This window comes from Clostridium folliculivorans (assembly GCF_024341905.1).
GTDB classification, from domain to species: domain Bacteria; phylum Bacillota; class Clostridia; order Clostridiales; family Clostridiaceae; genus Clostridium_AR; species Clostridium_AR folliculivorans.
In genome coordinates, this window is record NZ_BQXY01000001.1 from 1,015,319 (window position 1) to 1,039,094 (window position 23,776).

Consider the following 23,776-nt stretch of genomic DNA (forward strand, 5'->3'; position numbering starts at 1 on the left):
AACTCCATCTTGATCAATTATATATTATCTTCACTGACAAATTCGGTCAGTGAAGATAATGGGCCATCAAATCTTCAAGAATTGCTCCCATAGCAGCATTAAAACTATTCGGTTCAAGCACCTTTATTGATTTACCATATTGAAGTAGGATATGAGGAACATAGGTATGGATTGAGTATTCATCCATTAAAAAGTTAGCTCTGCATTCAGTTCGTTCTATCAGATGATACCCTAAGAACCAATGTGCACAAAGGTCATTCAATGCTTCTGACTTGCCCTCAATTACTAAAGTGCAAAGTCCTACTTTGCTTTCCACATCCGATAATAAGTTTTTTGTAAAAAACTCACGTGCGGAAAAAGCTTCAGGACGCTTAAATGTATTTTTAGTACTTATAATATTTACTATTCTATCTACCCTAAAGCTACGAATTTCATTCCTAAGATGGCAAAATGCAATAGCATACCATTTATTGTTCCAGTAAAGCATCCCGTAGGGGTCAACAACCCTATGCTTGAGATGCCCTTCATAACCTGAACAGTATTCAATTTCAATAGAGCATTCATTAGCAACAGCTTGCTCGAGTTCCGTTAATATAGGTTTGACAGCTGGATCGCAAATACGACTCACTACTTCAAATCCGATTAAATGACGATTGAGAGCTTTTTCTTGTTCTTGATTCGAGAACATCTTTAACTTTGATGTTGCACTATTTAGTGCTTCCATAAAAGGATAGCCTGCTTCCATTGCAAAAATGGCAGCATGTAAAAGTGATTTTTTCTCTTCAAGGTCAAAAAACAGGGGTGTTCGGATAAAATTGTTAAGCAAACTATATCCGCCGTTATGACCAGGCTCCGAAATTATTGGCACTCCACTAACACACAATGCATCCATATAACGATAAACTGACCTTATGTTTATTTCTAACCTTTCGGATATTTGCTTTGCAGTTATTTTTGTACCTGAATTCAGCATCCATAAAATTGCTAGCATATTATCATTTTTTGGCATAATGCGCCCCACTTCCATAGATTTTTAATAGTATCATTTATAAATAAATGTAATGCACTTCATTGGACTATAGTTTGTAATTATACTTATTGTAACATAACTTACAAAGTATAACGGATGTTATACGTGCATTGGTTCTCTATCATTCAAATATAAAATCCAAACTTTTTAACTTCTTGTTCCACTTGACTTGTTGTGAATCTAAGACAAGAATTTCTTCTAAAATTGATAGTAGCTGTTCCTTCTGATTAAAGGCCAAACTCATAATTCCTCCACAATTATAGTTTACTATGTACTCATAGAAAGAAGTTAACTGGATAGGGGGATATTAAAATGAATAAAAAAGTATTGGTTATTATGATTACTGGTATATTAACTATTGGAGCAATGACTGTTGTTTATGCAAAGGGAAATGATAATACAACTAAATATGGGACTAGAGGTTCTATGATGTATCAGAATACTACAAATAGAAATGAAACTTATAACAAAATGATAGATGTAATGAAAAATAATGGATTTGAGGACGCTGCAAAGGCTATGGAAAGTAAGGATTATAATGCAATGAGTACATTCATGAATAAACTTACTGATGAAGAGTATAACAAAATGACTGATTTAATGGAGCAGAATGGCTTTAAAAATATGGGTCAGATGATGCGTTCTGTAGATAAAAATAATATGGTTAATATGCACAATTTTATGATGAGAAACAATAGATAAAGTATAAATATCTATCATAAATTTTATCAAGAGTAATTTTATAAAAACTTATAAAAAATAATACTTATAATATAATGCACATATATATTATGCTATATTAAAAAGTCCAGCAAGTTTATTTGCTGAACTTTTTTCGTAATTTAAGAAAATCCCTAATTAAATATAGAATAATGATTATACATCATTTGCTCAAGAAAATAGGCACTTTAAAAATATTCATTATAAACACAAGAAAGATTAAAGCCGTACTCCAAGATAGGACATAGTGTTTCTTGTGATGTAATATTATCATCGGGAAAATAATTATATTGTGAAGTACAGACCACCATATATTCCAATTATTATAATTCTTCTGCATACCTATTGATGTGGTAAATAACTCTATTGCTGTAAAAATTCCTATCCAAAGCAGTATATATGCAACTTGATAAATAAACTGTTTAGGAAATTTAGATAAGTACAGCAAAATAATGGGTACAAATATTGCAAAGTAAATAAATAACCCATTTATAGATGGTACTAAATAATCTACTTCAAATCTCCATAAGGGTTTATCTTTAAAGACCACATTATAAATTAAATCTCCCATGCCATAGAAAAGCAAGGTCGGATAATACATTTTCCAATTCTTCCAATCTGCTAATTTATAAGCAAGAGAAATCCATGTTATGCTCATTATTGCTCTAATTAATGTATACATAAGTTTGCTATCTCCTATATTGAAGCAATATAATGTTATTTTTCGCAGTTAGGAGTTTTTTATTCTTATATTCTATGTGATGCTTTATCAAAATGGCTTAAAAGTTTTTTATTTTTATTTTTAAACTTGCTATAATAGCGTCTTTATTAGAATCATTCATTTCTCTTTTAACCTGTGCTGAAGTGGGTACTTGTGATTGTTGATGTCTAATTTACTGTAAGTCATACTTCCTTGTGATATTCTAGAGTAAATATCTTCATACAATTATAGATGAACCACTTCGTAATAGAATTTATATTTTTAAATTCTCTCACCAGAACCCGTGAGAGTTTTAAAAATATATTTTGGATCGAAGTGGTTCATCTTTATTAAAGGTGCTGGAATAACCACTGTAGCATCTATCAAACAGAAGTTGACTGATAATATAGTAGTTAAAAAAGAAACTTAAGCTGGAAGATAGATAGTAAAAGTAGTTCCTTCATTTTCTTTACTTTGAGCAGATATTTTTCCACCATGGGCTTCTACAAAAGCTTTGGTTATGGTAAGGCCTATACCTGAGCCTCCGGTATTTGTATTACGAGATATATCACTTCTATAAAACCGTTCAAAAATATAAGGTAAATCTTTCTCAGGAATACCGATTCCAGTATCAATAACCTTGATAATTATATTTTTGTTTTCTTCTTTTAGAGTTACTGTAACTCTGCCGTTTTCTTTTAAATATCTATAAGAATTTGAAAGTAGGTTAGTTATTATTTGCTTGAACTTATCTTTATCAAGTATAGTTGTTATCTCTGGTTCAATTATTCCATTTAGTTCATAATGTTCTTTTATATAAAGAGGTTTAAAAGAGTCTATTATTTTCTCTAATTCAGTAGAGATATTTACTTTGCTTTTACTTAAATTAAGGTTTGTTTGCTCTAGTTTAGCTAAGTTGCGAAGATTATCTACAAGCTTAGTTAGCCTTTCTATTTCTTCATAAAAAGATTCAAATCTTTCTGTAGTTGGTTCCCAGATACCGTCTATAAATGCCTCAATATGAGTTTTGAGAGTTGTTAAAGGAGTCCTTAATTCGTGGGCGATATCTGAGGTCATTCTTTTTCTAAGCATTTCTTGATCATTTAAAGTTTCTGCTAGATAATTTATAGAATTAGAAAGTTCATCAATTTCCTTAGTATTAGTATTAACTAAGGATCTGACCTCAAGATTGCCAGTTCTCATGGTATTTGCAGTTTTTGTTATGTTGATAATAGGCTTTGAAATGCCTTTTGAGATTATTATGCTAATTATTAAACCAAAAATTAAAGCTATAACAGCGGATAATAATAAAGAATGATTTAAGGTGCTTATAAAGGTAACAGAACCAGAAGATAGATATGAGGTTCCGAAATAACCAATAATAATAGTGCCGACATTTTTGTTATTAATTGATAAAGGATACTTGTTTTCAGTATATTGACCTAAGTTCATTCCTGAAAAGTTCCTCATCATAGAACCCATCATCATATTTCCCATACCATTTTTTTGTTGTAAATAATCATTACCTGAAGAGTATAAAATGTTATTATTCAGATCTCTTACTTCAATATATAGTTTTTGCAGCTCTGCATATCTTTGAATTTCATCTTTATTTGTATTTGTGAAATTATTTTGTTTAGCATATAAGTCTTCAATCATTTTTATTACATCATTCTCTTTAGATTTATGTTCATCAATTAAATATTCTTTAAACTTTTTGCTTACTGTGTAATTTGATATAAAACTTGTTAAAGCAATCGAGCCTAAAATTGCTATTAGTATAGCAATAGATAATTTTTTCATTAAAGTTATTTTCATCATTTCACCTCGTTTGAGTTTGGAATGAATTTATATCCCATGCCATAAATAGTTGTGATATATTTAGGCTCTTTTGGATTATCTTCAATTTTTTGACGGATGTTTTTAATATAAGTATCTATTGTTCTATCAAAACCCTCATAATCAATCCCGAAAGCTTTATCTACTAGCTGTTCCCTTGAAAATACTTGGCCTGGATTTGTAATTAAAACTGTTAAAACTTTGAATTCGTTGGTTGTTAAACTTACAGCTTTCCCTTGCTTTTTAACCAGTAATTTTTTTATATCTACCTCTAAATCTCCATTGTTAAAGGTTAAAACATCAGCTAGCGGAATAGTGTCCTTATAAGATCTTCTTAGAAGTGCTCTAACTCTTACAACTAGCTCACGAACACTAAAAGGTTTAGTTATATAGTCATCAGCACCAATAGATATACCTTCTATTCGCTCATCCTCATCAGCTTTTGCAGTAAGCATAATAATAGGGACGCTGGAAAGAGCTCTTATTTTATGGCATACATCTTCACCAGTTATTTTTGGTAGCATTAAATCTAGAACTACAAGGTGAAAGGTATCTTTGTTAAATATATTTAAAGCTTCTTCACCGTCTGAAGCAGTAGTTACTTCATAATTTTCCTTTTCTAAATAAGCTTTTACTACATCCAATATTTTTGGCTCATCATCAACTACCAGTATTTTAAAATAATTATTCAAAATGATCACCTCTAATTTTAAGTACTTTTAATTTATTATAGTGTACACCTATTTTAAAAATAGTTTAGATTTAAAGTTATCCAGTTTTATTAGGATATAAAGATGAAATACTTCAATCTGAAACCTGTTTTTAAAACTCCAGGGGTCTGAGAGAAGAATTTGAAAATATAAGTTTAATTATGAAGTGGTTCATCTATTGGTGTACATATTACAGTTTAATTTAAATTATATTATAACAGTTTTATTAAATGATAATGGAATATATCTATATATAAAATTAATTATATAAATATAGTGTGGAGGAATTATGGAGAAATAGGAAGGTATAGATAAACTACTTCAGTCATTAAACTCCAAATAAAGATTTCGATGGTTCTACGAATCTTTATTTGGATAAGTTCTAATATGAAGTAGTTTATCTATAGATAAACCAGTTCCAAATGAAATCTATAAATCAAGTAAAATACCATTAACAGTTAAATAGAATTAATAACTAAATTTTGTAGAGTAGAACTGGGGTATCTATACTAACAAATGATGAGGAGTATTTTGGGATACCTATAAAATAGAAATTTGTGATGGCTTTTATAAAATAACGGCAGCAAAGAATTATATTCTCCATAATCTCTCCATAATTAAGTACTACAATTAAAGAAAAGTTAGAGTTTTAAGATTAAATATTAAAACAATAATAAAGGAGGAATTATATATGTTTTGTAATGGATTCGGTGGCTTTAGGGGTTATGGAGGACCTGGTTTTTTTATGATGATACCAATGCTTTTAATACTTTTAGCAGTAATCTACTTTATATTTAAAGCAGTGAGCTCAAGGAATTTAAATTTGACTACTAATAAAAATTCATCTAATGCAATGGATATTTTAAATGAGAGGTTTGCTAAAGGTGAAATAAATGAAGAAGAGTATGAATTAAAGAAGAAGTTACTTAAATAAATTAAAGCTAATATGATTTTAGAAAAAGTATTAGTGTACAAATATAAAAGATAGATTATATTAAAATTGAAATTAGACACAAAGTACTTTGTTATATTTATATAAAGTATCCAAAGGATAAAAGAGCCCAGCTAGTGATTTAAAGCTAGGCTCTTTATTTTTGTTTTAGGCTATGTTTTAAAAAACTGTTGATTATGGACTAAAAAAATTAGGCAACCATAGTGGATGCCTGTTTTGTTTTAATTCATAATATTCTTGAAATGCGACGTAAAAACACTGCAAAACTCAAGTGTGAATAATACAGTGTTTTAATTAATTATCCGGTTTTTATTTATGTGACGTAAAATTAGAAAATTGTGTATTAGGCCAATGATAGATATGCTTATTAGGTTCACTGTTATGATTTTAAAATTTTATTCTATCCTTTCGCTATATACTTTTGTAACCCTATCAATGTACAACAGACCGTTTACGCTATCACGGTCAAAGGCCGCGTTTATTGCAGCAATATGTGCATCATATCCGAGGTCGGTGGGCAGTGGATTGTCGTCCTGCGATGCGATGTAAGCAAGCCAGTTATCCAGCGTATATTCTATTGGATTTGCAAATTCCCAAGTCGTCGGCTTTGTGAAAAACGCATCGATGGTCTGTTTGTAAATATCTATCATCTCGCTGCCTGGTAAATGGTTGTAAATAGCAATCACTAATCCGCCGGGCCTGACGATGCGGCGACATTCTGCGCGGAACGCATCCAGATTGAACCAGTGCAGTGCATGGGCCACGGTGAGAATATCGACACTGTGATCTGGGAGTGTTGTGGCTTCGTCTGTGCCATCTATAATCTTTGCATTTTCAAATGGTGCAAGCGTAATGGCAAGCTGTCCACGCATATCCGCGTTTGGTTCAACGGCAAACACAGAGTAGCCGCGCTCCGCCAGTTTCGCAGTGAATTTTCCAGTCCCGGCGCCGATGTCTGCGAAGACTGTTCTTGATGGCGCAAGCCCGACTATTGTTTCTATTGCCGCATCGGGGTATCCTGGGCGTCCTTTGGCATAGGCTTCTGCCTTACCGGTAAAATTTTCAGTGTTCATTTTATTTCCTCCAATGCAAATTTTCTACTTTACAATTATTAACTATCTCGACTTAATTACTTGTAATTATACAATATATAGCCAAATTATTCCATGAGTTATATAGTTACTTGGATCTTCTAATATTCTTCTCTAAACTGCATTATTTAATTTTCAAAGAACATTGTTCGTACTCTAAATTTCACAAGTTATGTCGCATTTTTTTCACATTACGTCTTATTTGAAAACGAATATACTACTGTTATTCAATTATAAAAGCTTGGAAAGCTCCTTGTGAATTCGAATTAGTGTGTCTATATCTTCCTTTGGTATTTTTTCTAGTGCAGAAACCATTGCAATATATGAAGAAGGATTTTGAATTGATTTTTTTGATATGTCCTTACCTTTATCAGTTAGGATTAAGTTAATTTGACGTCTATCTTCTTCGGATGATTTGCGTTCAACCAAACCCAAATTAACAAGTTCTTCAACGCTAACACTTGCTGTACTTTTAGGAATGAATAATTTCTCTGTTATTTCTTTAAGAGTTATTAACGGAGAAGAATAAATGGTATTTAAAACCCCTAATTGTTGCAAAGTCAAACCTAAACTATCCGCATTCCTTTGTGTGTATTTTGCTAGAGTTTTGCTAATTAACATAAATGATTGAACTACCTCTACAGCCTGTTTTGTTTTGGAATCATTGTAATCCATAAAAATACCTCCTTGAAATATAGTTCTCTATTGAACAGTTCATACATGAACTATATTAAATTATTCAATTCTAAATGTCAATACGGTTACTTAATTAATTATATTTCACCACTCTAGTTTAACTATTCGTAATCATATAATGAGAAACAAATAATCCAATCATACAAAATAGTTAGCTAAAATTTGTACTATTATTTTTATCACTGCATTATTCAATTTTCAAAGAACATTATTCGTACTTTTAATTTCATAAGTTATGTCGTCTTTTTTTCATAATACAACTTAGTTTTTAGAATATACACTATTTTGTTAAGGCTGTTTAAAAATAGCTTTCTTAAATTATGTGTAGGTATCCACAGCTTTTTAAAACAGAGCCTTGTTTTATTATATTAAATAAATATTGACATGTTATAAAAATAGAGATAATATAAGTATATAAGAATATTCTAATATATAAATATAGTTATTAAATTTCTTGGAGGTATGAAAATGTTTGGGTTTTTGTTTAAAAACAGTATTAAGTCTGTAAAGGCAAATGAAATAGGTGAACTTTTAGGAAAGATAAATCTTATTGATGTTAGGGAACCGTATGAATATAAAAATGGGCATCTGCCTTCAGCTAAAAATATACCGGTAAATAAAATTATTGCAGATGCAGATAAACTTCTCGATAAGTCGAAAGAATATCATATCATCTGCCAGTCTGGAGCTAGAAGCTCAAGAGTTTGCAGTGCTTTAAATAAAAATGGCTTTAAAGTTATAAATGTATCAGGTGGTACAAGTGGATATACAGGTAGTTTAAAAAGATAAGTTGATGAACTGTGCCAAAGGTGATAATCTATAAAAAGTGTAAGAAAGTTTACAGAGCAGTAGGGCTTACAATTAAAAATTATTATATAAAATATTAAGTATGAAGTAGTACATCTATAGGAGGAATTTAAAATGAATAAAGCATCAGAATATCATAAACAAGGATTTACATGTGGAGAAGCTGTTATTAAGGCATACAATGAGAAAAATAATACTAATATTCCTGTAGGACTTGGAAGTGGCATGGGAACAGGGTTTACAATAGGAAGCGTTTGCGGTGCTGTTGGAGCTGCAGCTGTTATTATAGGATCTTTAAAAGGTAGAGAAAGTAATACAGAGCAAAATGAAGCAAGAGCTCTTACTAATCAGTTAATGAAAAATGTGCGTGAAAAATACGGAGCAGAGACTTGTAAGGAATTAAAGAAGAATGGTGTTAGCTGTGCTGAAATAATTGAGCATACATTTGAAAGCTTAAATGAAATAGTGAATAAATAGGCTCTTAAGTTCCCTGATTTATGGCATAATATTAGTGCTATAAATCAGGGAATTTGTTTTATTCTTTAAGAATTTTTTTAAAGAAACTTATTTCCAAAGTGAAAAAAAGTATTATAATATAGTAAAGGGGGCAAGAAGATGATGAATGATTATAATGCCTTGCATAATCTGGATATTAGAAGTGTTGAATTACTGAAAATTATACAAAAAAATGGTCCGATAACTAAAAGTAAGTTGGAGAATATGACCAAGTTGAAAAAAAGTACTTTGAATCGTGAATTAGAATTCTTATGTGAGAGTATGATTGTAAGTGAGATTTTGTCTGAAGAATCAACTGGTGGTAGAAAGCCTTCATTGTTTGAGGTTAATGATACTAAGTATTATCTTATAGGAGTAGATATTTCAAGAACTTACATACAAATAATGATTACCAATTTGAAAATGGTTATATTAGAGGAAACAACAATCTTTGGAGATTTTTCTGCTAAGGAACAAGAGAATATAATAATAGAAAATATTAAAGAATTACTTTTAAAAGCCAGTATTTCTGTTTCTAAAGTTATTGGGATAGGAATGGGAGTAGTAGTTCAAATCCACGAAAAAGAAGAATTTAATAAAAATAATCAGTTAAAAAAAGCAATAGAGAAGAGTCTAGGATTACCTGTTTTCGTAGATAATGGAGCAAACACTGCTTTAATTGGGGAATATAACTTTGGTATAGGCAAGGGAAAACACAGTTTATTATATGTTCACTGTGGTGTGGGTTTAAGATCTGCAGTAATCTCAAATGGTAATATTGTAAGAACCATAAACAATAGTGAGGATGCCTTTGGTCATATGACAGTGGAAATTGGTGGCGAACTCTGTGCTTGTGGAAATTATGGTTGTGTTGAGAGTTATACTTCTATATCAAAAATTACATCGAAATTTATAAATGAAGTTAAAAAAGGTAAGATGACAAAGCAAGAAAAGGCTCTTGAAGAAGTTGATTATGTTGATATCTGCAATCTCGCAGACAGTGGAGATGACACAGCAAAGAGTATTATAGCTGATGCAGCTATGTATTTTGGTACAGGACTTGCGAATTTTATTAAGATATTGGCTCCTCAGATGATAATACTTAGTGGTCCTCTAATAGAGCATTCAAAACTTTTTTATGATAGTAGTAAAAGTGTGGCATCGAAAAAATGTTATTCAACTAATAGTGACTCTATTGAATTTTGCAGAGGCGGATTTTTTGAAAACAAATCTATAGCTTTAGGAGCTGCTTATATAGCATTTAATGAAACATTAAAAAATAGTTTGAGGAAGTGATAGTATGGATTCTGAAGCATTTCAGCTTTTTCATATTAGTGGCAGTGGAGTATTATTAATAATAGCTGTATTGAGTGGATTTATTTATTATAGTAGAAGTAAAACTTTATTAAAGGATTTTAATATGGAGGTGCTGGTATGTTGTTAATGGTAATTAAGATACTTCTAATCTCTATATTGGCAGGAATATTTGGGTCAATCTTAGGTCTTGGTGGAGGAATTATTATAACGCCAGTACTAACATTGATGTTTGGGATAGACATAAAATATGCAATTGGAGCAAGTATCGTTTCTGTGATAGCAACTTCAAGTGGGGCAGCTGTTGCATATGTAAGAGATAAAATTACAAATATAAGGATAGGAATGTTTTTAGAGATAGCTACAACAATAGGAGCAATAACTGGTGCGTTTATTAGCGGATTTGTTAACCCTAAGTATCTATATGTAGTTTTTGGAGTACTGTTGCTTTATTCTACTTTAGCTATGCTGAAAAAGAAAGGGCAAGAGTTGCCGAGTGATATAATTCCTCATCCAATGGCAGTAAAATTAAGGCTTAACGGTGATTATCATGATAAGGCCCTAAATAAGGACATAAGCTATAATGTAGCAGGGGTGTATGGTGGTTTTGGTATGATGTATGTAGCTGGTGTGATTTCAGGACTGCTTGGAATTGGTAGCGGCATATTTAAAGTAATGGCTATGGATTTGTTCATGAAATTACCCTTGAAGGTGTCAAGTGCAACAAGTAATTTTATGATTGGAGTAACTGCAGCTGCAAGTGCTGGTGTATATTTAATTAGAGGTGATATTGATCCTAAAATAGCTGCTCCAGTGGCTTTAGGGGTGTTGATTGGCGCTACAATTGGTACAAAAATAATGCAGAATCTAAAAAGTAAGACAATAAGGATGATATTTATACCTGTCCTTGCGTATGTTTCTATACAAATGATAGTTAAAGGTTTTGGAATGTAGTAGACAAGGAGGGAAATGCTTATATTATGGAAAAGAATTCGAAAATAGATGAGATGGAAATTATAATCAGTGGATTTTTAAGATTTGGGGTATCACTAAGTGCAATTGTAATATTTGCGGGATTAATGATGTTTTTAATTACGGGTGTAAGCGGATATGTAGATGGATATTTTCCTACTACTTTATCTGAAATATTTAGTGGATTAATTACACTGAAACCATATGCAGTTATTATGGCAGGGATGATAATACTGATTTTAACCCCAGTATTTCGTGTTGCTGTGTCTATTATTGTCTTTATAAAAGAAAAGGACTATCTATACGCAAAGATTACTCTTGTAGTATTCATTATACTTATAGTGAGTTTCATCTTGGGTAAAGTTGAATAAGGGATAGACGTAAAAAGGTGAATGATTATTATGGAATTATTGAAATAAAGGTTTATAAAAATTAAAGATTAATTTTAATATAGAACACGTCAAACCCGCATTCTAGGCATAAATTTTTAAAAAGTTAAAAAGTTAAAAAGCTAAAAATTTATATAGGCAAGATTCTACATACAAACCTCATCTTTAGGAATAATAAAAATGTACCAATTATGAAAGACATTATTATTTTTGTGATTTCTATAAGTTTTGGATGTATGGAGGTGAAATTCTTGATTGTAATATATCATGATGTTGGTGGATGCCATTCCTCTGCTGTGGCAGCAAATATACATATTAACAAACTTCCTATGGATAGATTACCACTAAGGGAAGAGCTGATGTCTCTTACTACTTTTGATAAAATAACAAAAAATGATTTAGGAAAGCTAATATATATTGGCAGAGATGAATTTGATTCAAAGGTTTATACTTTATGTCGCAGACATTGGGGGAAATTAGTCATACCTGCTATTTCAGACTTATATAAAGAGCTTAATGGAGGTATGGATGGACTAGTTTTGGCAAACACTTCTCCTTCTGTGAATAATATTATGAGAATTGGTGGTTTTAGTTCCAGAGTGCTTGGGTTGGTATCATTTGGACGTCCCATTGTGGCTGATGGTACTTTGAAGGCTTATTATGATATTGCTGATATAGTAAAAAAAACTAAAGAGTATATGCGTAATAATATATAGTAATTTTGCTTAAAGGACACCCTTATGAGTTTAATTTATCTGAGATTATAGTGTATAATTAATGTAAAATTAATTTTCTTGAAAGGTGATTAACATGAGTAAAAACATAGATGCAAGAGGTAAGAATTGTCCTATGCCTGTAATGATGGCAAAGAAGGAAATTGAACAAGGTGGAAAGTTCTTTACAGTTCAAGTTGACAACAAGATAGCAGTAGAAAATCTAAGAAAATTTGCTAATAGCCAAGGGTTTGAGGTTAGTGTTGAAGAGGCTAATGGTGACTTTAATGTAAAGTTTTCTAATGGCTGTGAAGAATGTGAAGAGATAATTGCAAAAGTGGAAAATAGAAAACCTCTTGGAGACTGGTGTGTTTTTGTAAATAAAAGCACAATTGGGATTGGAAATGAAGAACTTGGACAATCCTTGATGAAGATGTTCTTCTACACAGTATCAGAGTCAGAGGATTATCCAAAGGCAGTTTTATTTATGAATGATGGGGTAAAGGTTCCAACATTAAATGACCAGGCAGCAGAGCATTTAAAGAAACTAGAAGAAGCAGGAGTTGAACTTTTAATCTGCGGGGCTTGTCTTGATTTCTATGAACTTAAAGAAAAGGTTTCTGTAGGACAGGTGAGCAATATGTATGCGATTCTTGAAGCTATGAAGTCAGCTGGAAAGGTAATTACATTATAATTTTTCAAATTGAATAAGGCTTTCTTAGTGAGTAGTGGTACAGCAATATAAGTTTTCACTGCTCATATTTTTAACCTAAAATAGGGAATGGGGTAATGAGATGGAATGTCCGTATTGTCATAAAGAGGCTGAAAAGGGGTTCATATATACAAGAGAAGGTTCTTTAAAATGGATTGAGGAATCGAAGGATAAAGGGGTGTTTTTTAATGCCTTTGCTAGCGGTGTAGTAATGAGAAATTATGAAGATTTAAATAAGATAGAAGCTTATTATTGTAAGGATTGCAAAAAGATGATTATAGATGTAGTAGAGTAAAAAACGAAGGTATGCAAAGATTAGCATACCTTTTATTTATCTTATGAAATGTGTAATTATTCAATCCAGTTCTCTAAAATTGAGACTCTCTTTACCTTTAAAGTTGAGTTTGAACACAGCCTTATTTCACAACGATAGAATAGTCTTTTTTATCAGTTACCTGACCTATAATTCTTGCCCATGGAGTGTAGCATTCCATTCTAGACAAGTATTCCTTAGCATCTTTCTCTGGCATAGACAGTAGAAGGCCTCCAGAAGTTTGAGGGTCAAGCAATACATCGTTCATTTCTTGAGAAACGTTTGTTGCAGTTCTAAATATATCTTTTAAATAATCTTGGTTATTGTACATTCCTTCAGGAATAATTCCCATACTTGCATATTCTAAAGCCTTTGGAAGTATAGCAACTTTATCACTAAAGATCTCAATAGTTTTATCGCTTCCACTAGCCATCTCATAGCCATGACCAATTAGGCTAAAGCCTGTAATGTCAGTGCATGAATTCACTTTTAAATTTGCAAAGGCTTCCTTAGCGTACTTATTTAATTCAATCATTATTTTAGTGACTTCTTTTATCTCGGCAGAAGTTAGAAGCTCAGCTTTTGCTGCAGTATTTAAAATACCAATACCAAGTGGCTTAGTTAAAACCAGTACATCACCAGTTTTGGCGTTGCTATTTGTAAGTATTTCACTCGGATGAGCAAAGCCAGTAACACATAGCCCGTACTTAGGAGTAGGGTCTGCAATGGTATGTCCTCCTGCAATAATTGCACCAGCTTCTTGAACCTTACTATATCCTCCAGCTAAGATATCATGCATTATTGATGGATCTAGGCATGATGGGAAGCATAATAAATTCATTGCTATAGCTGGACTTCCTCCCATAGCGTATACATCACTTAAAGCATTTGTAGCTGCTATTTGTCCAAAAGTATAAGGATCATCTACCATAGGTGGGAAGAAATCAACAGTTTGTATTACAACTTTATCATCAGATACCTTATATACAAGAGCATCATCTTTTTTATCAAAGCCTACCAATAGGTTTGAATCCTCAAATTTAGGTAAGTTTTTAAGAACAGAATCTAAAACACTAGGTCCTATTTTAGCAGCACAACCTGAAGTTTTAGTAAGTGAAGTCAGTTTTATGTTATTGTCCATTATATTAACCTCCAGTAATTTATATCAATTCAATAGCCTTTAATTATTATAAAATTTCAAGGAATTGTCTATAATCAAAATAGATATCTACATATTAATCATTATAAATGAAAATTAATAATTTCAGTAGTTTAAATGTGAAAATTTGAATTATAAACATTCCTAACTTGAATTAGTGGGAGGGTTTAAAATTCTTATGGCTTTATCTATAACTTGAAGATGCGAGTTTTGCCATAAAATATGTGAATTTGTATAATTTTCTGCAGTAATATATAATTTATAATTGTTATATAGATAAACCAGTTCTAAATAGAATTTATAAATCAAGTTATATACCATTAATAGTTAAATTGGCATCTAATATATTTTTAATTTATAGAACTGGGATATCTATTCCGCTCAAACAGATAAACTACTTCAATCCTTAAACTCCAAATAAAGATTTCGGTGATTCTACGAATCTTTATTTGGATAAGTTCTAATATGAAGTAGTTTATCTATAGATGTACCACTTCGTAATAGAACTTATTATTTTTTAATTCTCTCACCTGAACCCGTGAGAGTTTTAAAAATAGATTTCGGATCGAAGTGTACATCTTTAGAAAAACATTAGAAAGATGAAATAGAAGGAACGAGAATGAAGAAATTAAGTGTAACAAATGATTTTGAAAGTATAGTATTGAATGATACAAAGTTAATAGATGTAAGAGCTCCAATTGAATATGAAAAAGGAGCAATGTTAAATTCGATAAATTTACCTATATTGTCTAATGAAGAAAGGCATATCATAGGTATTTGCTATAAGGAAAAAGGTAATGATGAAGCAACTAAATTAGGTTATAAGCTTGTATCTGGAAGCATAAAGGAAGATAGAGTAACCTCATGGGTAAAAGAATTTAAGGAAAATCCAAATACCATGATTTATTGCTTTAGAGGGGGATCTCGTTCAAGCATAGCTCAGAATTGGGTATATGAAGCAACAGGTCAAGATATAGTAAAGCTTGACGGTGGATATAAGGCGTTTCGTAATTATCTAATAGACTCCTTAGAATCTGAAAACATTGAAGCAAAACCTCTAGTTTTGACTGGTTATACAGGTTCAGGTAAAACAATATTATTAAATAAGATTAAGAATTCTATTGATTTAGAGGGAATCGCACATCACAGAGGTTCTACCTTTGGCCATTTTGTGACACCACAACCAACACAAATAAACTTTGAAAATAACTTAGCTTATAGCGTCATAAAGCATGAAGCTAAGAATTTTAAATATATGATTTTTGAAGATGAAAGTAAAAATATCGGAAAGAGTTTCATACCAAAAGATTTTTATAATTATTTTCAAAGTGGAGCTGTAATATTCTTAGATGCAACTGTAGAAGAAAGAGTTTATAACATATTAGAAGAGTATGTTATAAACGGTCAAAGAGATCATATTGAAGCAATGAAAGATAGAGATTTAGGCTTAGAAGCATGGTTAGATGATATGGTAGTTAGTATGGAGAGAGTTAAGAGTAGACTTGGTGGAGACAGGATGAAGTCAATAATCGAAGAGCTTAAACTTGCCTTTAAAATTCAAATCGATACCAATGATATAGATAAGCACAGAAATTGGATAGAATTATTTTTAACTAACTATTATGACCCAATGTATAAGCATTCTTTAGATAAAGCTAATAGAAATATAATATTTAGAGGTAATAGTAGAGAAGTAAAAGAGTTTGTTGAAGGATTGGAACATTGATTATGAAGATAAATTAAGTCAATTTTCTTACCTTGTATATAAATCTTAGTTTTTCAGTATAACAAACTTCAATGTTATCACCAATTGATAATAAAGCAATACTTGATTTTAAAAGAGTTGTTTTGTTATTCTCTAATTCCACAGCTACGGATCTTTGGAATATTGGTATAGTTCTTCTGTTATATGGGGATTTTAGATCAAAAGACTCCGTATCTATTTGTGTAACAATTCCTTTAGAAGAAACTAAATTTTGAGTATCCTTATAAATTAAGAAACAATAAGTACAAAGATAAATGATTAATGGAATTAAGATAATATATATAAATAAGGATTGTGAATCTGAATCTGATTTTATTTTAAATATGAATGCAGATATTAGAATTAGAATTAAAACTATCCTTGAGAATATATAAAATTGGATATGTTTTTGGAAAGTGATTTCCTTATCCATGGAATAATTTTTTTTAATTTGTAAAATTGAATCGCTAAGTTTTCCTATAAATAAGGCATAGATTAGCACTGTAATTAAAAAAAGAATAGGTATTAGTAAAACCAGTAAATATCGAGAATTATAAGGCGCCATTATATTTTCCTCCTAAAGTTTATATTAAAGATGTACCACTTCTAACCGAAATTTATTTTAGGCTCTGTTTTAAAGCAATGTTGATAAATTAACAAAATTAAAGTGGATACTTAATTTGTCCACTTTTAGTTCGTCTAAAATAAATATTCCGTATTATAGTTTAGCCTCCACCAGTGCCTACCCAATTAATATACCAATACTTTACCTTACCAAAGTAACTATACTTATAGTCTATGTCATAATGGTCTGGACCGATAGCAGGATTATTACAAATATATAGTGTACCATATTGTATGTCAGTAATTGGTCGTTCAGAAATATCTGTCTTAAATGCTTCTATAAAATAGCCTTTTAAAAGTAGGTCTGTTCTTATAAGTCTTTCAATAGTTGAATGAGTATAAATATCAAATCCAATATAAAATGATAATAAAATAGTACACGATAAGATGATTTTAACTACTTTACTTCTCAATTTCATTCCCCCAATAGATTAATTCAATATATCTTACTACTGTTTAATAGTTTATATTTACATTATACATAGTTTATGAATTACAATTCCAGTTAAAAACATAAAATGAATCGAATTTAATCAAACATTTTCTATACTAAACTAAAAATCAATTTATTAAATTTTATCACAACAATATCATAAACGGAATAAATAGTGCTAATTTTGAATATAAAAGGAAAATATAAACTAGAAATAAGTGGAACATGTGCAAAAGGTTGAAAATTTGTATATTTATCAAACTAAAACATTATATTTATATCACTACGATAGAAATAATGAGAAGAGGCAGTACATTGTTTGTGATAAACTTCATTCAAATGACTTTTCAAACATAAAAGTGGCAGTTAGTAAAATAAATGCTGATGGTTCTTTAGTTTTTGATGTAATATTAAATTATGATCCTCTTAAAACACATTAAGAAAAACACTATAAAGGCTAAGCCAATATAAATGAGTTCAGTTAATTTTTGTAGCTGGACTCTTTATTTATATTTAGGAAATTGCATGAATTTTATATTGCCTAAAGCTAATAATTTTAATCACTTCCATAGAATTTTTATATATAATATATTTAACTTAATAAAGAAATCAATTATAATTTATTACAATAATGTGAAAGATAATAAGTAACACTACATTTATGTTAATTATTGTTTCATAAAATACTATGCATTTAAGAGAGGTGATTAAAATGAAAAAGAGTCAAATAATTATTGTTTCAATTATATTAATTATCACTGGTGTAATCGTTTATATATTCATAAACGAAAATAAAAATACTGATAAAGCTGCCGTAGCACCAACTTCAAATTCAGATCTTGCTTTTGCAGTGCTTGGAGATGTCCATGATGATATTGAACATTTTCAAGGGGCAATTGATGATTTGAATACAGTAAATTCTAACATGGATGCATTAGTATTGAACGGAGACACGGTGGGTCAAGGAATAGAGACTCAGTATGCTTCAATGAAAAAAACATTAATCGAAGATAAGAATTTGATACCAAAAACAATAATTATCAATATAGGTAATCATGAGTTTTTTGATTACAATATAAAAGTTAATTCACCGGAGCAAGTTCAAACCTTTATAAATAGATATCTTGAGTTTTCAGGAGAAAAAAAGGTATATCATGATACCTGGGTGAAAAACTATCATTTTATATCTCTAGGCTCTGAGGATGGGAATTCTAAAACTATAGACTCAGTTTCAGCTTATATATCCGATGAACAATTAAACTGGTTTAAAGAAAAAATAGGTGAAAGTTATCAAAAGGGAAAACCTATATTTGTATTCTTACATCAGCCTTTAGATAGTGGAAATAAAAACTGGACTTCTGTTAATAAAAGCAAACAAATCAGAGAAATACTTTCGAAATATCCTGAAGCAATATTGTTCACTTCACACACCCATAGAGATTTAATTGAAAGCAGTGTTGTGGTGGATCAACCCTTTACTATGATACATACTGGAGCTGTTTATTATACTGTTATTCCGGATGCCAATAGTAAAGGAGGTAGAAAAAACTTACCTTATATTAAGGGATTATATATTGAAGTTAACGGAAATAAGGTTGTTGTTAAAGGAAGAGATATGAAAGAAAAGAAGTGGATATTTACAAAAGAAATTAATAAATACTAGATTAATAAAACCTACTGTTAGAGAAGAAATCTATAACAGTAGGTTTTATTAGTTGGTCTTAATTAGTACTATTTTTCAGTTCATTCATTTTCTAAGTTTCTGAAATATCTTGTGCAACATAGCTAACCCAAATAGGGAAAAAGCCTGTGTTAAGTGCAACTGTTGTTGAAGCAATATTAGGACTCCAAGTAGTATAAAAGGGCATCATACCACACTTTTCGATTTCATCAGCTAGTGTTTTAACAAGGTATGCAGCAAGACCTTTATTACGATGTTCGGGGATGGTGTCTATACCGATTTGCCATAGCTTACCCATAGTATCATCAGCACCAGCTAAAGCAACAAGCTTATTTTCTTTATATGCGCCAAATGCTATAACATCATTCCTGAAGTTTAATGCGTTGCTAAAATCTTTGTTTGCATACAAGTCTTTTATATTATCTTTATCAAATAGTTTGTATTCATAATCACAAGGTTTGTGTATAGATTTATTATTATCTAAATATAAGTATCTAACTTGTTCTCCGCCAAGCATTTTTCCAAACTCTCGTAATTTAGCTTCAATGGCAAATAAATTCTCTCTGTCTATAATAAAACGTGCAGGTGTTTTTGAAAAGTTTTTAATGCACCATTCATAAATAAGTGGATCTGCTTTTATAACAGCATTTTTGCCAAAGGTAATTATATTGAAAAATGTGTCATCAGACTCAATGAATACATTTTCGTTTTGATTAAATAAATGTGAAGAGCAGTTCCATAAGATCCCTAGTTGATCTTGTGCAAAATTTACTTTGCTTACTTTGTTCATTTAGGACACCACCTTGTTTTTTTATAGGGTAAAGCATTTCTTTATCAAACATCAATAGCTTTTTCTGGTTATTAATATGAATATATTTTCATATTATACCATTAATATCCTCAATATTCACTGTTGTATAGCAGAAGAATAAAGATGAAATAAGTTGACGTATTGGGGCAATAATCTTAATATTAAAGTTAAATATAGAAAAAAGTATTAAGTGTTTACTACAAAAACTATTAAGATAAGTTATAGGAGGATAGCATTATGGCAGATATTAAATTTGAGATAAAAGAAAGTTTAGGAACTCTTTCAGAATCATCTAAGGGGTGGAAGAAAGAAGTAAACCTTATTAGCTGGAACGATAAAGAAGCTAAGTATGACATTAGAGAGTGGGACGGGGAACATAAGAAAATGGGCAAAGGGGTCACCTTCTCTAAAGAGGAGATGAAGGAACTAAAAGATATTTTAAATAACATGGATTTATAATGAAAGCAATAAGGATTATGGAAAATTCTAATTATAAATAAACATAAGATTACCCTTGTTTGAGAGGTATAAAACAAGAAGATGGGAGTAAAGGATGTATATCTTAATTATATTATTACTGTTAGGTGTTTTTGTTATAGTGGCAGTAAGCTTCAAAAACACTTCCTATTCTAAAGAAGATCAGTATAATGCATTTATTAAGCAGGGAAATGAATTTTTGAGTAGTGGAGAATATGATAAGGCTCTAGCTGAATTTGATAAAGCAGTTGAAGTAGAACCTACTGATATTGGTACTTATTACTTAAAGAGTAGTATACATCTTAAATTAAATGATTTTAATAAGGTTATTTTGAATACAACTAAGATAATAGAAATAGATAATTTTAGCCCTTTAGCATATTATCTAAGAGCTTACTCGTATTTGCAAAATAAAGACTTTGACAAAGCAATTAATGATTTTTCTGAATGCATAAATATGAATCTTTCAGCAGAGTACTTACCCTCGGCATATGGTGGCAGAGGAGAAGCGTACCTTGGAATTAAGAATTTCATGAAAGCTTTAGATGATTACAAAAAAGCAATTAGTATGAATGATAAAGAGTATTTGTATTTTAAAAATACTGGATTTATATATCTAAAAGTCAGGGGATATGGTGAAGCTATAGAATATTTTTCGAAGGCAATTTCTTTGAGACCTGATTCTAGTGAATGCTTCAATGATAGAGCCTTTGCTTATATTTTAATGAAAGATTACGAAAATGCGTTGGCTGATGTATTGAAAGCTATAGAGCTAAATGAAAGTTTTGCTGCTGCATACAAAAATTATGCCTATATACAGATAAAGCTAGGAGACATTAAGGTTGCTGAAGAAAGTATTAAGAAAGCAATTGCACTTGATTCAAATAACGGCGATTTTTATATTATACTAGCAGCAATTAATCTGATAAATGATGACAATGAAGCTTTCTATAATAATTTAGAATTGGCTGAAAATATAGGAATAAACTTCATAGATTATTTTCAAGACGCTTTGTTTGACAAAGTGAGAGAAAGTGATAGGTTTTTAAATTTTTATAGAAAATTGTTCTTTTAAACAACTAAAATTTAGGTAGCAGTTCCATCAATAACTGTAGTTTGATCATATAAAAAAAAGCACATCAGCAGATGGTTTGTAATAATATTAATTTGTTATCAGTTGATAAATAAAATTAAGTAAAAGTCTATTAATAAGTTTTATAATGAGTGCATTCATATAGGAACTACTTCTAAATAAAATTAAACTAATTAATTTATCAATAATAAATTAATTATATATCCTAAATTGGAATATCAATTGACAAATGAGAATACAATATAATATAATTTTTTTATAAAGTAAAGATGTATAGTTAAAAGGGAGTAACTGCCTTGAAAAAGGTGATACAGTCAACATACTGACCATTGGTCTGGTTGTATCGTAACTAATTTTAGTTAAGTGAGACTTTTAACACAATGAATTCATTGTGTTAGAGGTCTTTTTTTATTGTTCAGGAAAGTATAAAATTTTTTTGTAAATAAACCTATAAATATCAAGGGGAGATAAAATATGGCATCATTTATCAAAGCTTTACTTCTAGTAGTAGTTGCTGAAATGGGAGATAAGACTCAGCTTTTGGCAATGGCTATGGCAAGCAAGTATAAAGCAAAACAAGTACTTTTGGGAGTTTTAATAGCTACTGTTCTTAATCATGCTTTAGCCGTTGCGGTTGGAAGCTATTTGAGTACCATGATACCAATGAATGTGGTTAAAATGGTTGCTGCAGTTTCTTTTTTAGTTTTTGGTCTTTGGACTATACGTGGAGATAAATTAGATGATGAAGAAAATAAGAAAGTAAAATTTGGACCAATTGCTACAGTTGCAATAGCATTTTTTTTAGCTGAAATGGGGGACAAAACACAACTTATGACTATAACTATCGCTGCTGAAAATACGCAACCTTTGTTCATCTTAATGGGAACAACAGTAGGAATGCTTATAGCTGATGGAATAGGTATTTTAGGTGGTGCATGGATGTGCAGACATATACCTGAAGTATATATAAAGTGGGTGGCAGGAATTGTATTCATGTTTTTTGGAACATTAACTTTGTATAATTCTGTATCAAGTTCATTATTAACACCTTTATATATTTCTTTATTTTTAGGAATACTAGGAGTACTTATATATTTATTTGGAGTAAAATTTGCATATTTTGGACAGGTGTGTGAGAGAAAAGTTGTAAAGATAGAGGAGTCTGAAGTTGTGAATGAATAAAAGTTAGTAAAGATGTACCACTTCAATCCGAAAACATAAAGTCAATAATAAAGTGGTACATCTATACATTAATCAAGGAGTGAAGTTAATGGATGAAAGGTTTAACAATCTAAAACTGGCTGAGCGAGGAGCTAGAGTAAGTATTCTTGCATATATAGCACTATCTCTAATTAAAGTTGGAATTGGTTATATTTCAGGTTCCGAAGCACTATCTGCAGATGGAATTAATAATACAACTGATATAATAGCTTCAGTTGCTGTATTAATCGGCCTTAAAATATCAAGAAAACCAGCAGATGAAGATCACCCTTATGGACATTTCAGGGCTGAGACAATAGCTTCGCTTGTTGCTTCCTTTATTATGATAGCAGTTGGGCTAAATGTATTGTATAATGCAGTTCAGTCGATTATTCATTTTAAAGCTAAGGCACCGGATTTGGTAGCAGCAGTCGTGGGTGTTTTATGTGCAGGAATTATATATGTTGTGTATAGATATAATAAAAAAATTGCAGTTAAAATAAATAGTGCTGGTCTTATGGCGGCAGCTAAGGATAATCTTTCCGATGCTTGGGTTAGTATTGGAACAGCAATTGGAATCATAGCATCTCAGTTTGGATTGCCATGGATTGACCCACTTGCTGCAGTTATTGTTGGTATGCTAATTATTAAAACAGGTTGGGATATATTTAGAGAATCTTCTCATAATCTTACTGATGGCTTTAGTAAAGAAGAACTAGATAACATAACTGAGAATATAAAATTAGTATCAGGAGTTGAAACCGTTAAAGTAATACGAGCACGTGCTCTTGGTAATAACATTCTTATAGATGCTACTGTAGGTGTTAGTTCTGATTTAAATGTAGTTCAAGCGCATATCATTACTGAAGAGATAGAAAGAAATTTAAAAAATGATTTTAATATTGCAGAGGCAATGATTCATGTAGAGCCAAACGAATAATTTAATAGATAGGTGCAGTTAAAGCACCGTGTTGAAATTAAGTGGTTATCCATCCCATGCTTTAATGAGCTTACGCAAAGAATTAATATGATTTCTTCATATTCCATGGCTAAAACTGTAAACTCACTACGTTCGAACAGTACAGTTTTTTAACCCCATTC

General features: G+C 30.6%; 29 protein-coding genes. 18 read left to right on the forward strand and 11 right to left on the reverse strand.

All coding sequences use genetic code 11. The features are described 5' to 3' along the window. Positions 1-46: 46 nt before the first annotated feature. Both OCU55_RS04555 and OCU55_RS04560 read right to left on the reverse strand, forming a co-directional pair. Positions 47-1,009: a helix-turn-helix transcriptional regulator gene (locus OCU55_RS04555; RefSeq protein WP_261851117.1), complete on the reverse strand. Its 963-nt coding sequence runs from the start codon at positions 1,007-1,009 to the stop codon at positions 47-49. A 142-nt stretch (positions 1,010-1,151) separates the two neighbouring features. Then, positions 1,152-1,274 carry a hypothetical protein gene (locus tag OCU55_RS04560; protein ID WP_261851118.1) on the reverse strand — a complete coding sequence of 41 codons (123 nt, stop codon included), beginning with the start codon at positions 1,272-1,274 and terminating at the stop codon, positions 1,152-1,154. Positions 1,275-1,342: 68 nt separating this feature from the next. Between OCU55_RS04560 and OCU55_RS04565 the strand changes: the two genes are divergently transcribed. After that, positions 1,343-1,732 (forward strand): hypothetical protein, encoded by a 390-nt coding sequence (locus tag OCU55_RS04565; RefSeq protein ID WP_261851119.1) that lies wholly within the window; start codon positions 1,343-1,345, stop codon positions 1,730-1,732. 181 nt (positions 1,733-1,913) lie between these two features. Here the strand turns inward: OCU55_RS04565 and OCU55_RS04570 are convergent, their stop codons facing one another. The 3 genes from OCU55_RS04570 to OCU55_RS04580 all read right to left on the reverse strand — a co-directional run bounded on the left by OCU55_RS04570 (position 1,914) and on the right by OCU55_RS04580 (position 4,981). Then, positions 1,914-2,432 (reverse strand): CBO0543 family protein, encoded by a 519-nt coding sequence (locus tag OCU55_RS04570; RefSeq protein ID WP_261851120.1) that lies wholly within the window; start codon positions 2,430-2,432, stop codon positions 1,914-1,916. A 444-nt stretch (positions 2,433-2,876) separates the two neighbouring features. Then, positions 2,877-4,268 (reverse strand): HAMP domain-containing sensor histidine kinase, encoded by a 1,392-nt coding sequence (locus OCU55_RS04575; protein WP_261851121.1) that lies wholly within the window; start codon positions 4,266-4,268, stop codon positions 2,877-2,879. Further along, the gene (locus OCU55_RS04580) at positions 4,268-4,981 is read right to left on the reverse strand and encodes a response regulator transcription factor (RefSeq protein ID WP_261851122.1); all 714 of its coding nucleotides are present in this window, start codon (positions 4,979-4,981) and stop codon (positions 4,268-4,270) included. The genes OCU55_RS04575 and OCU55_RS04580 overlap by 1 nt, the downstream gene beginning before the upstream one ends. A 709-nt stretch (positions 4,982-5,690) precedes the next feature. On the opposite strand from OCU55_RS04580, the gene OCU55_RS04585 reads away from it, so the two are divergent. Then, a complete protein-coding gene (locus tag OCU55_RS04585) occupies positions 5,691-5,933 on the forward strand; it encodes an SHOCT domain-containing protein (RefSeq protein ID WP_261851123.1) in 243 nt (80 codons plus the stop codon). Positions 5,934-6,346: 413 nt separating this feature from the next. Here the strand turns inward: OCU55_RS04585 and OCU55_RS04590 are convergent, their stop codons facing one another. Both OCU55_RS04590 and OCU55_RS04595 read right to left on the reverse strand, forming a co-directional pair. Next, positions 6,347-7,024 carry a class I SAM-dependent methyltransferase gene (locus tag OCU55_RS04590; RefSeq protein WP_261851124.1) on the reverse strand — a complete coding sequence of 226 codons (678 nt, stop codon included), beginning with the start codon at positions 7,022-7,024 and terminating at the stop codon, positions 6,347-6,349. Positions 7,025-7,273: 249 nt separating this feature from the next. Continuing rightward, on the reverse strand, positions 7,274-7,717 hold the full coding sequence (locus tag OCU55_RS04595) for a MarR family winged helix-turn-helix transcriptional regulator (protein WP_261851125.1): 444 nt from the start codon (positions 7,715-7,717) through the stop codon (positions 7,274-7,276). Between the two features lie 489 nt (positions 7,718-8,206). Between OCU55_RS04595 and OCU55_RS04600 the strand changes: the two genes are divergently transcribed. From OCU55_RS04600 to OCU55_RS04640, 9 genes are all read left to right on the forward strand, one after another. After that, entirely contained in the window at positions 8,207-8,527 is a 321-nt protein-coding gene (locus OCU55_RS04600) for a rhodanese-like domain-containing protein (protein WP_261851126.1), read from the forward strand. Positions 8,528-8,659: 132 nt separating this feature from the next. Further along, positions 8,660-9,022, forward strand: coding sequence for a C-GCAxxG-C-C family (seleno)protein (locus OCU55_RS04605; RefSeq protein ID WP_261851127.1), 363 nt, complete (start codon positions 8,660-8,662; stop codon positions 9,020-9,022). Positions 9,023-9,160: 138 nt separating this feature from the next. After that, positions 9,161-10,336, forward strand: a complete 1,176-nt coding sequence (locus OCU55_RS04610) for an ROK family protein (protein WP_261851128.1) — start codon at positions 9,161-9,163, stop codon at positions 10,334-10,336. A gap of 4 nt (positions 10,337-10,340) precedes the next feature. Then, complete coding sequence (locus tag OCU55_RS04615) at positions 10,341-10,484, forward strand: hypothetical protein (RefSeq protein WP_261851129.1); 144 nt, start codon at positions 10,341-10,343, stop codon at positions 10,482-10,484. Further along, positions 10,475-11,308 carry a sulfite exporter TauE/SafE family protein gene (locus OCU55_RS04620; RefSeq protein ID WP_261851130.1) on the forward strand — a complete coding sequence of 278 codons (834 nt, stop codon included), beginning with the start codon at positions 10,475-10,477 and terminating at the stop codon, positions 11,306-11,308. The genes OCU55_RS04615 and OCU55_RS04620 overlap by 10 nt, the downstream gene beginning before the upstream one ends. A gap of 26 nt (positions 11,309-11,334) precedes the next feature. Further along, positions 11,335-11,697: a DUF1634 domain-containing protein gene (locus OCU55_RS04625; RefSeq protein ID WP_261851131.1), complete on the forward strand. Its 363-nt coding sequence runs from the start codon at positions 11,335-11,337 to the stop codon at positions 11,695-11,697. A gap of 269 nt (positions 11,698-11,966) precedes the next feature. Then, positions 11,967-12,431, forward strand: a complete 465-nt coding sequence (locus OCU55_RS04630; RefSeq protein WP_261851132.1) for a DUF3189 family protein — start codon at positions 11,967-11,969, stop codon at positions 12,429-12,431. Positions 12,432-12,525: 94 nt separating this feature from the next. Further along, the gene (yedF, locus tag OCU55_RS04635; RefSeq protein WP_261851133.1) at positions 12,526-13,122 is read left to right on the forward strand and encodes a sulfurtransferase-like selenium metabolism protein YedF; all 597 of its coding nucleotides are present in this window, start codon (positions 12,526-12,528) and stop codon (positions 13,120-13,122) included. A gap of 100 nt (positions 13,123-13,222) precedes the next feature. After that, the gene (locus OCU55_RS04640; protein WP_261851134.1) at positions 13,223-13,435 is read left to right on the forward strand and encodes a PF20097 family protein; all 213 of its coding nucleotides are present in this window, start codon (positions 13,223-13,225) and stop codon (positions 13,433-13,435) included. 121 nt (positions 13,436-13,556) lie between these two features. Here OCU55_RS04640 and selD read toward each other — a convergent pair whose 3' ends face one another. Next, positions 13,557-14,594: a selenide, water dikinase SelD gene (gene selD, locus OCU55_RS04645; RefSeq protein WP_261851135.1), complete on the reverse strand. Its 1,038-nt coding sequence runs from the start codon at positions 14,592-14,594 to the stop codon at positions 13,557-13,559. Positions 14,595-15,231: 637 nt separating this feature from the next. Between selD and mnmH the strand changes: the two genes are divergently transcribed. Next, a complete protein-coding gene (gene mnmH, locus OCU55_RS04650) occupies positions 15,232-16,338 on the forward strand; it encodes a tRNA 2-selenouridine(34) synthase MnmH (protein ID WP_261851136.1) in 1,107 nt (368 codons plus the stop codon). 13 nt (positions 16,339-16,351) lie between these two features. Here the strand turns inward: mnmH and OCU55_RS04655 are convergent, their stop codons facing one another. Continuing rightward, the gene (locus OCU55_RS04655; protein WP_261851137.1) at positions 16,352-16,921 is read right to left on the reverse strand and encodes a hypothetical protein; all 570 of its coding nucleotides are present in this window, start codon (positions 16,919-16,921) and stop codon (positions 16,352-16,354) included. A gap of 160 nt (positions 16,922-17,081) precedes the next feature. Then, complete coding sequence (locus OCU55_RS04660; protein ID WP_261851138.1) at positions 17,082-17,399, reverse strand: hypothetical protein; 318 nt, start codon at positions 17,397-17,399, stop codon at positions 17,082-17,084. A gap of 241 nt (positions 17,400-17,640) precedes the next feature. Here OCU55_RS04660 and OCU55_RS04665 point away from each other — a divergent pair, with 241 nt between their 5' ends. Both OCU55_RS04665 and OCU55_RS04670 read left to right on the forward strand, forming a co-directional pair. Next, the gene (locus OCU55_RS04665; protein ID WP_261851139.1) at positions 17,641-17,853 is read left to right on the forward strand and encodes a hypothetical protein; all 213 of its coding nucleotides are present in this window, start codon (positions 17,641-17,643) and stop codon (positions 17,851-17,853) included. A 272-nt stretch (positions 17,854-18,125) separates the two neighbouring features. Continuing rightward, the gene (locus OCU55_RS04670; RefSeq protein ID WP_261851140.1) at positions 18,126-19,076 is read left to right on the forward strand and encodes a metallophosphoesterase family protein; all 951 of its coding nucleotides are present in this window, start codon (positions 18,126-18,128) and stop codon (positions 19,074-19,076) included. A gap of 91 nt (positions 19,077-19,167) precedes the next feature. Here the strand turns inward: OCU55_RS04670 and OCU55_RS04675 are convergent, their stop codons facing one another. Further along, positions 19,168-19,884 carry a GNAT family N-acetyltransferase gene (locus tag OCU55_RS04675; RefSeq protein ID WP_261851141.1) on the reverse strand — a complete coding sequence of 239 codons (717 nt, stop codon included), beginning with the start codon at positions 19,882-19,884 and terminating at the stop codon, positions 19,168-19,170. Positions 19,885-20,142: 258 nt separating this feature from the next. Here OCU55_RS04675 and OCU55_RS04680 point away from each other — a divergent pair, with 258 nt between their 5' ends. The 4 genes from OCU55_RS04680 to OCU55_RS04695 all read left to right on the forward strand — a co-directional run bounded on the left by OCU55_RS04680 (position 20,143) and on the right by OCU55_RS04695 (position 23,615). Continuing rightward, positions 20,143-20,364 (forward strand): YdbC family protein, encoded by a 222-nt coding sequence (locus OCU55_RS04680; protein ID WP_261851142.1) that lies wholly within the window; start codon positions 20,143-20,145, stop codon positions 20,362-20,364. 94 nt (positions 20,365-20,458) lie between these two features. Beyond that, positions 20,459-21,457: a tetratricopeptide repeat protein gene (locus OCU55_RS04685; RefSeq protein ID WP_261851143.1), complete on the forward strand. Its 999-nt coding sequence runs from the start codon at positions 20,459-20,461 to the stop codon at positions 21,455-21,457. Between the two features lie 492 nt (positions 21,458-21,949). Continuing rightward, the gene (locus OCU55_RS04690) at positions 21,950-22,657 is read left to right on the forward strand and encodes a TMEM165/GDT1 family protein (protein WP_261851144.1); all 708 of its coding nucleotides are present in this window, start codon (positions 21,950-21,952) and stop codon (positions 22,655-22,657) included. An 88-nt stretch (positions 22,658-22,745) separates the two neighbouring features. Continuing rightward, positions 22,746-23,615, forward strand: coding sequence for a cation diffusion facilitator family transporter (locus OCU55_RS04695; protein ID WP_261851145.1), 870 nt, complete (start codon positions 22,746-22,748; stop codon positions 23,613-23,615). Positions 23,616-23,776: the final 161 nt, after the last annotated feature.

Coding starts and splice junctions, on each gene's coding strand:
- OCU55_RS04615 (WP_261851129.1), top strand. CDS start 10,341: ATGGATTCTGAAGCATTTCAGCTTTTTCATATTAGTGGCAGTGGAGTA.
- OCU55_RS04655 (WP_261851137.1), bottom strand. CDS start 16,921: ATGGCGCCTTATAATTCTCGATATTTACTGGTTTTACTAATACCTATT.
- OCU55_RS04575 (WP_261851121.1), bottom strand. CDS start 4,268: ATGAAAATAACTTTAATGAAAAAATTATCTATTGCTATACTAATAGCA.
- OCU55_RS04680 (WP_261851142.1), top strand. CDS start 20,143: ATGGCAGATATTAAATTTGAGATAAAAGAAAGTTTAGGAACTCTTTCA.
- OCU55_RS04640 (WP_261851134.1), top strand. CDS start 13,223: ATGGAATGTCCGTATTGTCATAAAGAGGCTGAAAAGGGGTTCATATAT.
- OCU55_RS04565 (WP_261851119.1), top strand. CDS start 1,343: ATGAATAAAAAAGTATTGGTTATTATGATTACTGGTATATTAACTATT.
- OCU55_RS04620 (WP_261851130.1), top strand. CDS start 10,475: ATGTTGTTAATGGTAATTAAGATACTTCTAATCTCTATATTGGCAGGA.
- OCU55_RS04555 (WP_261851117.1), bottom strand. CDS start 1,009: ATGCCAAAAAATGATAATATGCTAGCAATTTTATGGATGCTGAATTCA.
- OCU55_RS04690 (WP_261851144.1), top strand. CDS start 21,950: ATGGCATCATTTATCAAAGCTTTACTTCTAGTAGTAGTTGCTGAAATG.
- OCU55_RS04660 (WP_261851138.1), bottom strand. CDS start 17,399: ATGAAATTGAGAAGTAAAGTAGTTAAAATCATCTTATCGTGTACTATT.
- selD (WP_261851135.1), bottom strand. CDS start 14,594: ATGGACAATAACATAAAACTGACTTCACTTACTAAAACTTCAGGTTGT.
- OCU55_RS04610 (WP_261851128.1), top strand. CDS start 9,161: ATGATGAATGATTATAATGCCTTGCATAATCTGGATATTAGAAGTGTT.
- OCU55_RS04695 (WP_261851145.1), top strand. CDS start 22,746: ATGGATGAAAGGTTTAACAATCTAAAACTGGCTGAGCGAGGAGCTAGA.
- OCU55_RS04570 (WP_261851120.1), bottom strand. CDS start 2,432: ATGTATACATTAATTAGAGCAATAATGAGCATAACATGGATTTCTCTT.
- yedF (WP_261851133.1), top strand. CDS start 12,526: ATGAGTAAAAACATAGATGCAAGAGGTAAGAATTGTCCTATGCCTGTA.
- OCU55_RS04595 (WP_261851125.1), bottom strand. CDS start 7,717: ATGGATTACAATGATTCCAAAACAAAACAGGCTGTAGAGGTAGTTCAA.
- OCU55_RS04670 (WP_261851140.1), top strand. CDS start 18,126: ATGAAAAAGAGTCAAATAATTATTGTTTCAATTATATTAATTATCACT.
- OCU55_RS04625 (WP_261851131.1), top strand. CDS start 11,335: ATGGAAAAGAATTCGAAAATAGATGAGATGGAAATTATAATCAGTGGA.
- OCU55_RS04600 (WP_261851126.1), top strand. CDS start 8,207: ATGTTTGGGTTTTTGTTTAAAAACAGTATTAAGTCTGTAAAGGCAAAT.
- OCU55_RS04685 (WP_261851143.1), top strand. CDS start 20,459: ATGTATATCTTAATTATATTATTACTGTTAGGTGTTTTTGTTATAGTG.
- OCU55_RS04590 (WP_261851124.1), bottom strand. CDS start 7,024: ATGAACACTGAAAATTTTACCGGTAAGGCAGAAGCCTATGCCAAAGGA.
- mnmH (WP_261851136.1), top strand. CDS start 15,232: ATGAAGAAATTAAGTGTAACAAATGATTTTGAAAGTATAGTATTGAAT.
- OCU55_RS04560 (WP_261851118.1), bottom strand. CDS start 1,274: ATGAGTTTGGCCTTTAATCAGAAGGAACAGCTACTATCAATTTTAGAA.
- OCU55_RS04585 (WP_261851123.1), top strand. CDS start 5,691: ATGTTTTGTAATGGATTCGGTGGCTTTAGGGGTTATGGAGGACCTGGT.
- OCU55_RS04675 (WP_261851141.1), bottom strand. CDS start 19,884: ATGAACAAAGTAAGCAAAGTAAATTTTGCACAAGATCAACTAGGGATC.
- OCU55_RS04605 (WP_261851127.1), top strand. CDS start 8,660: ATGAATAAAGCATCAGAATATCATAAACAAGGATTTACATGTGGAGAA.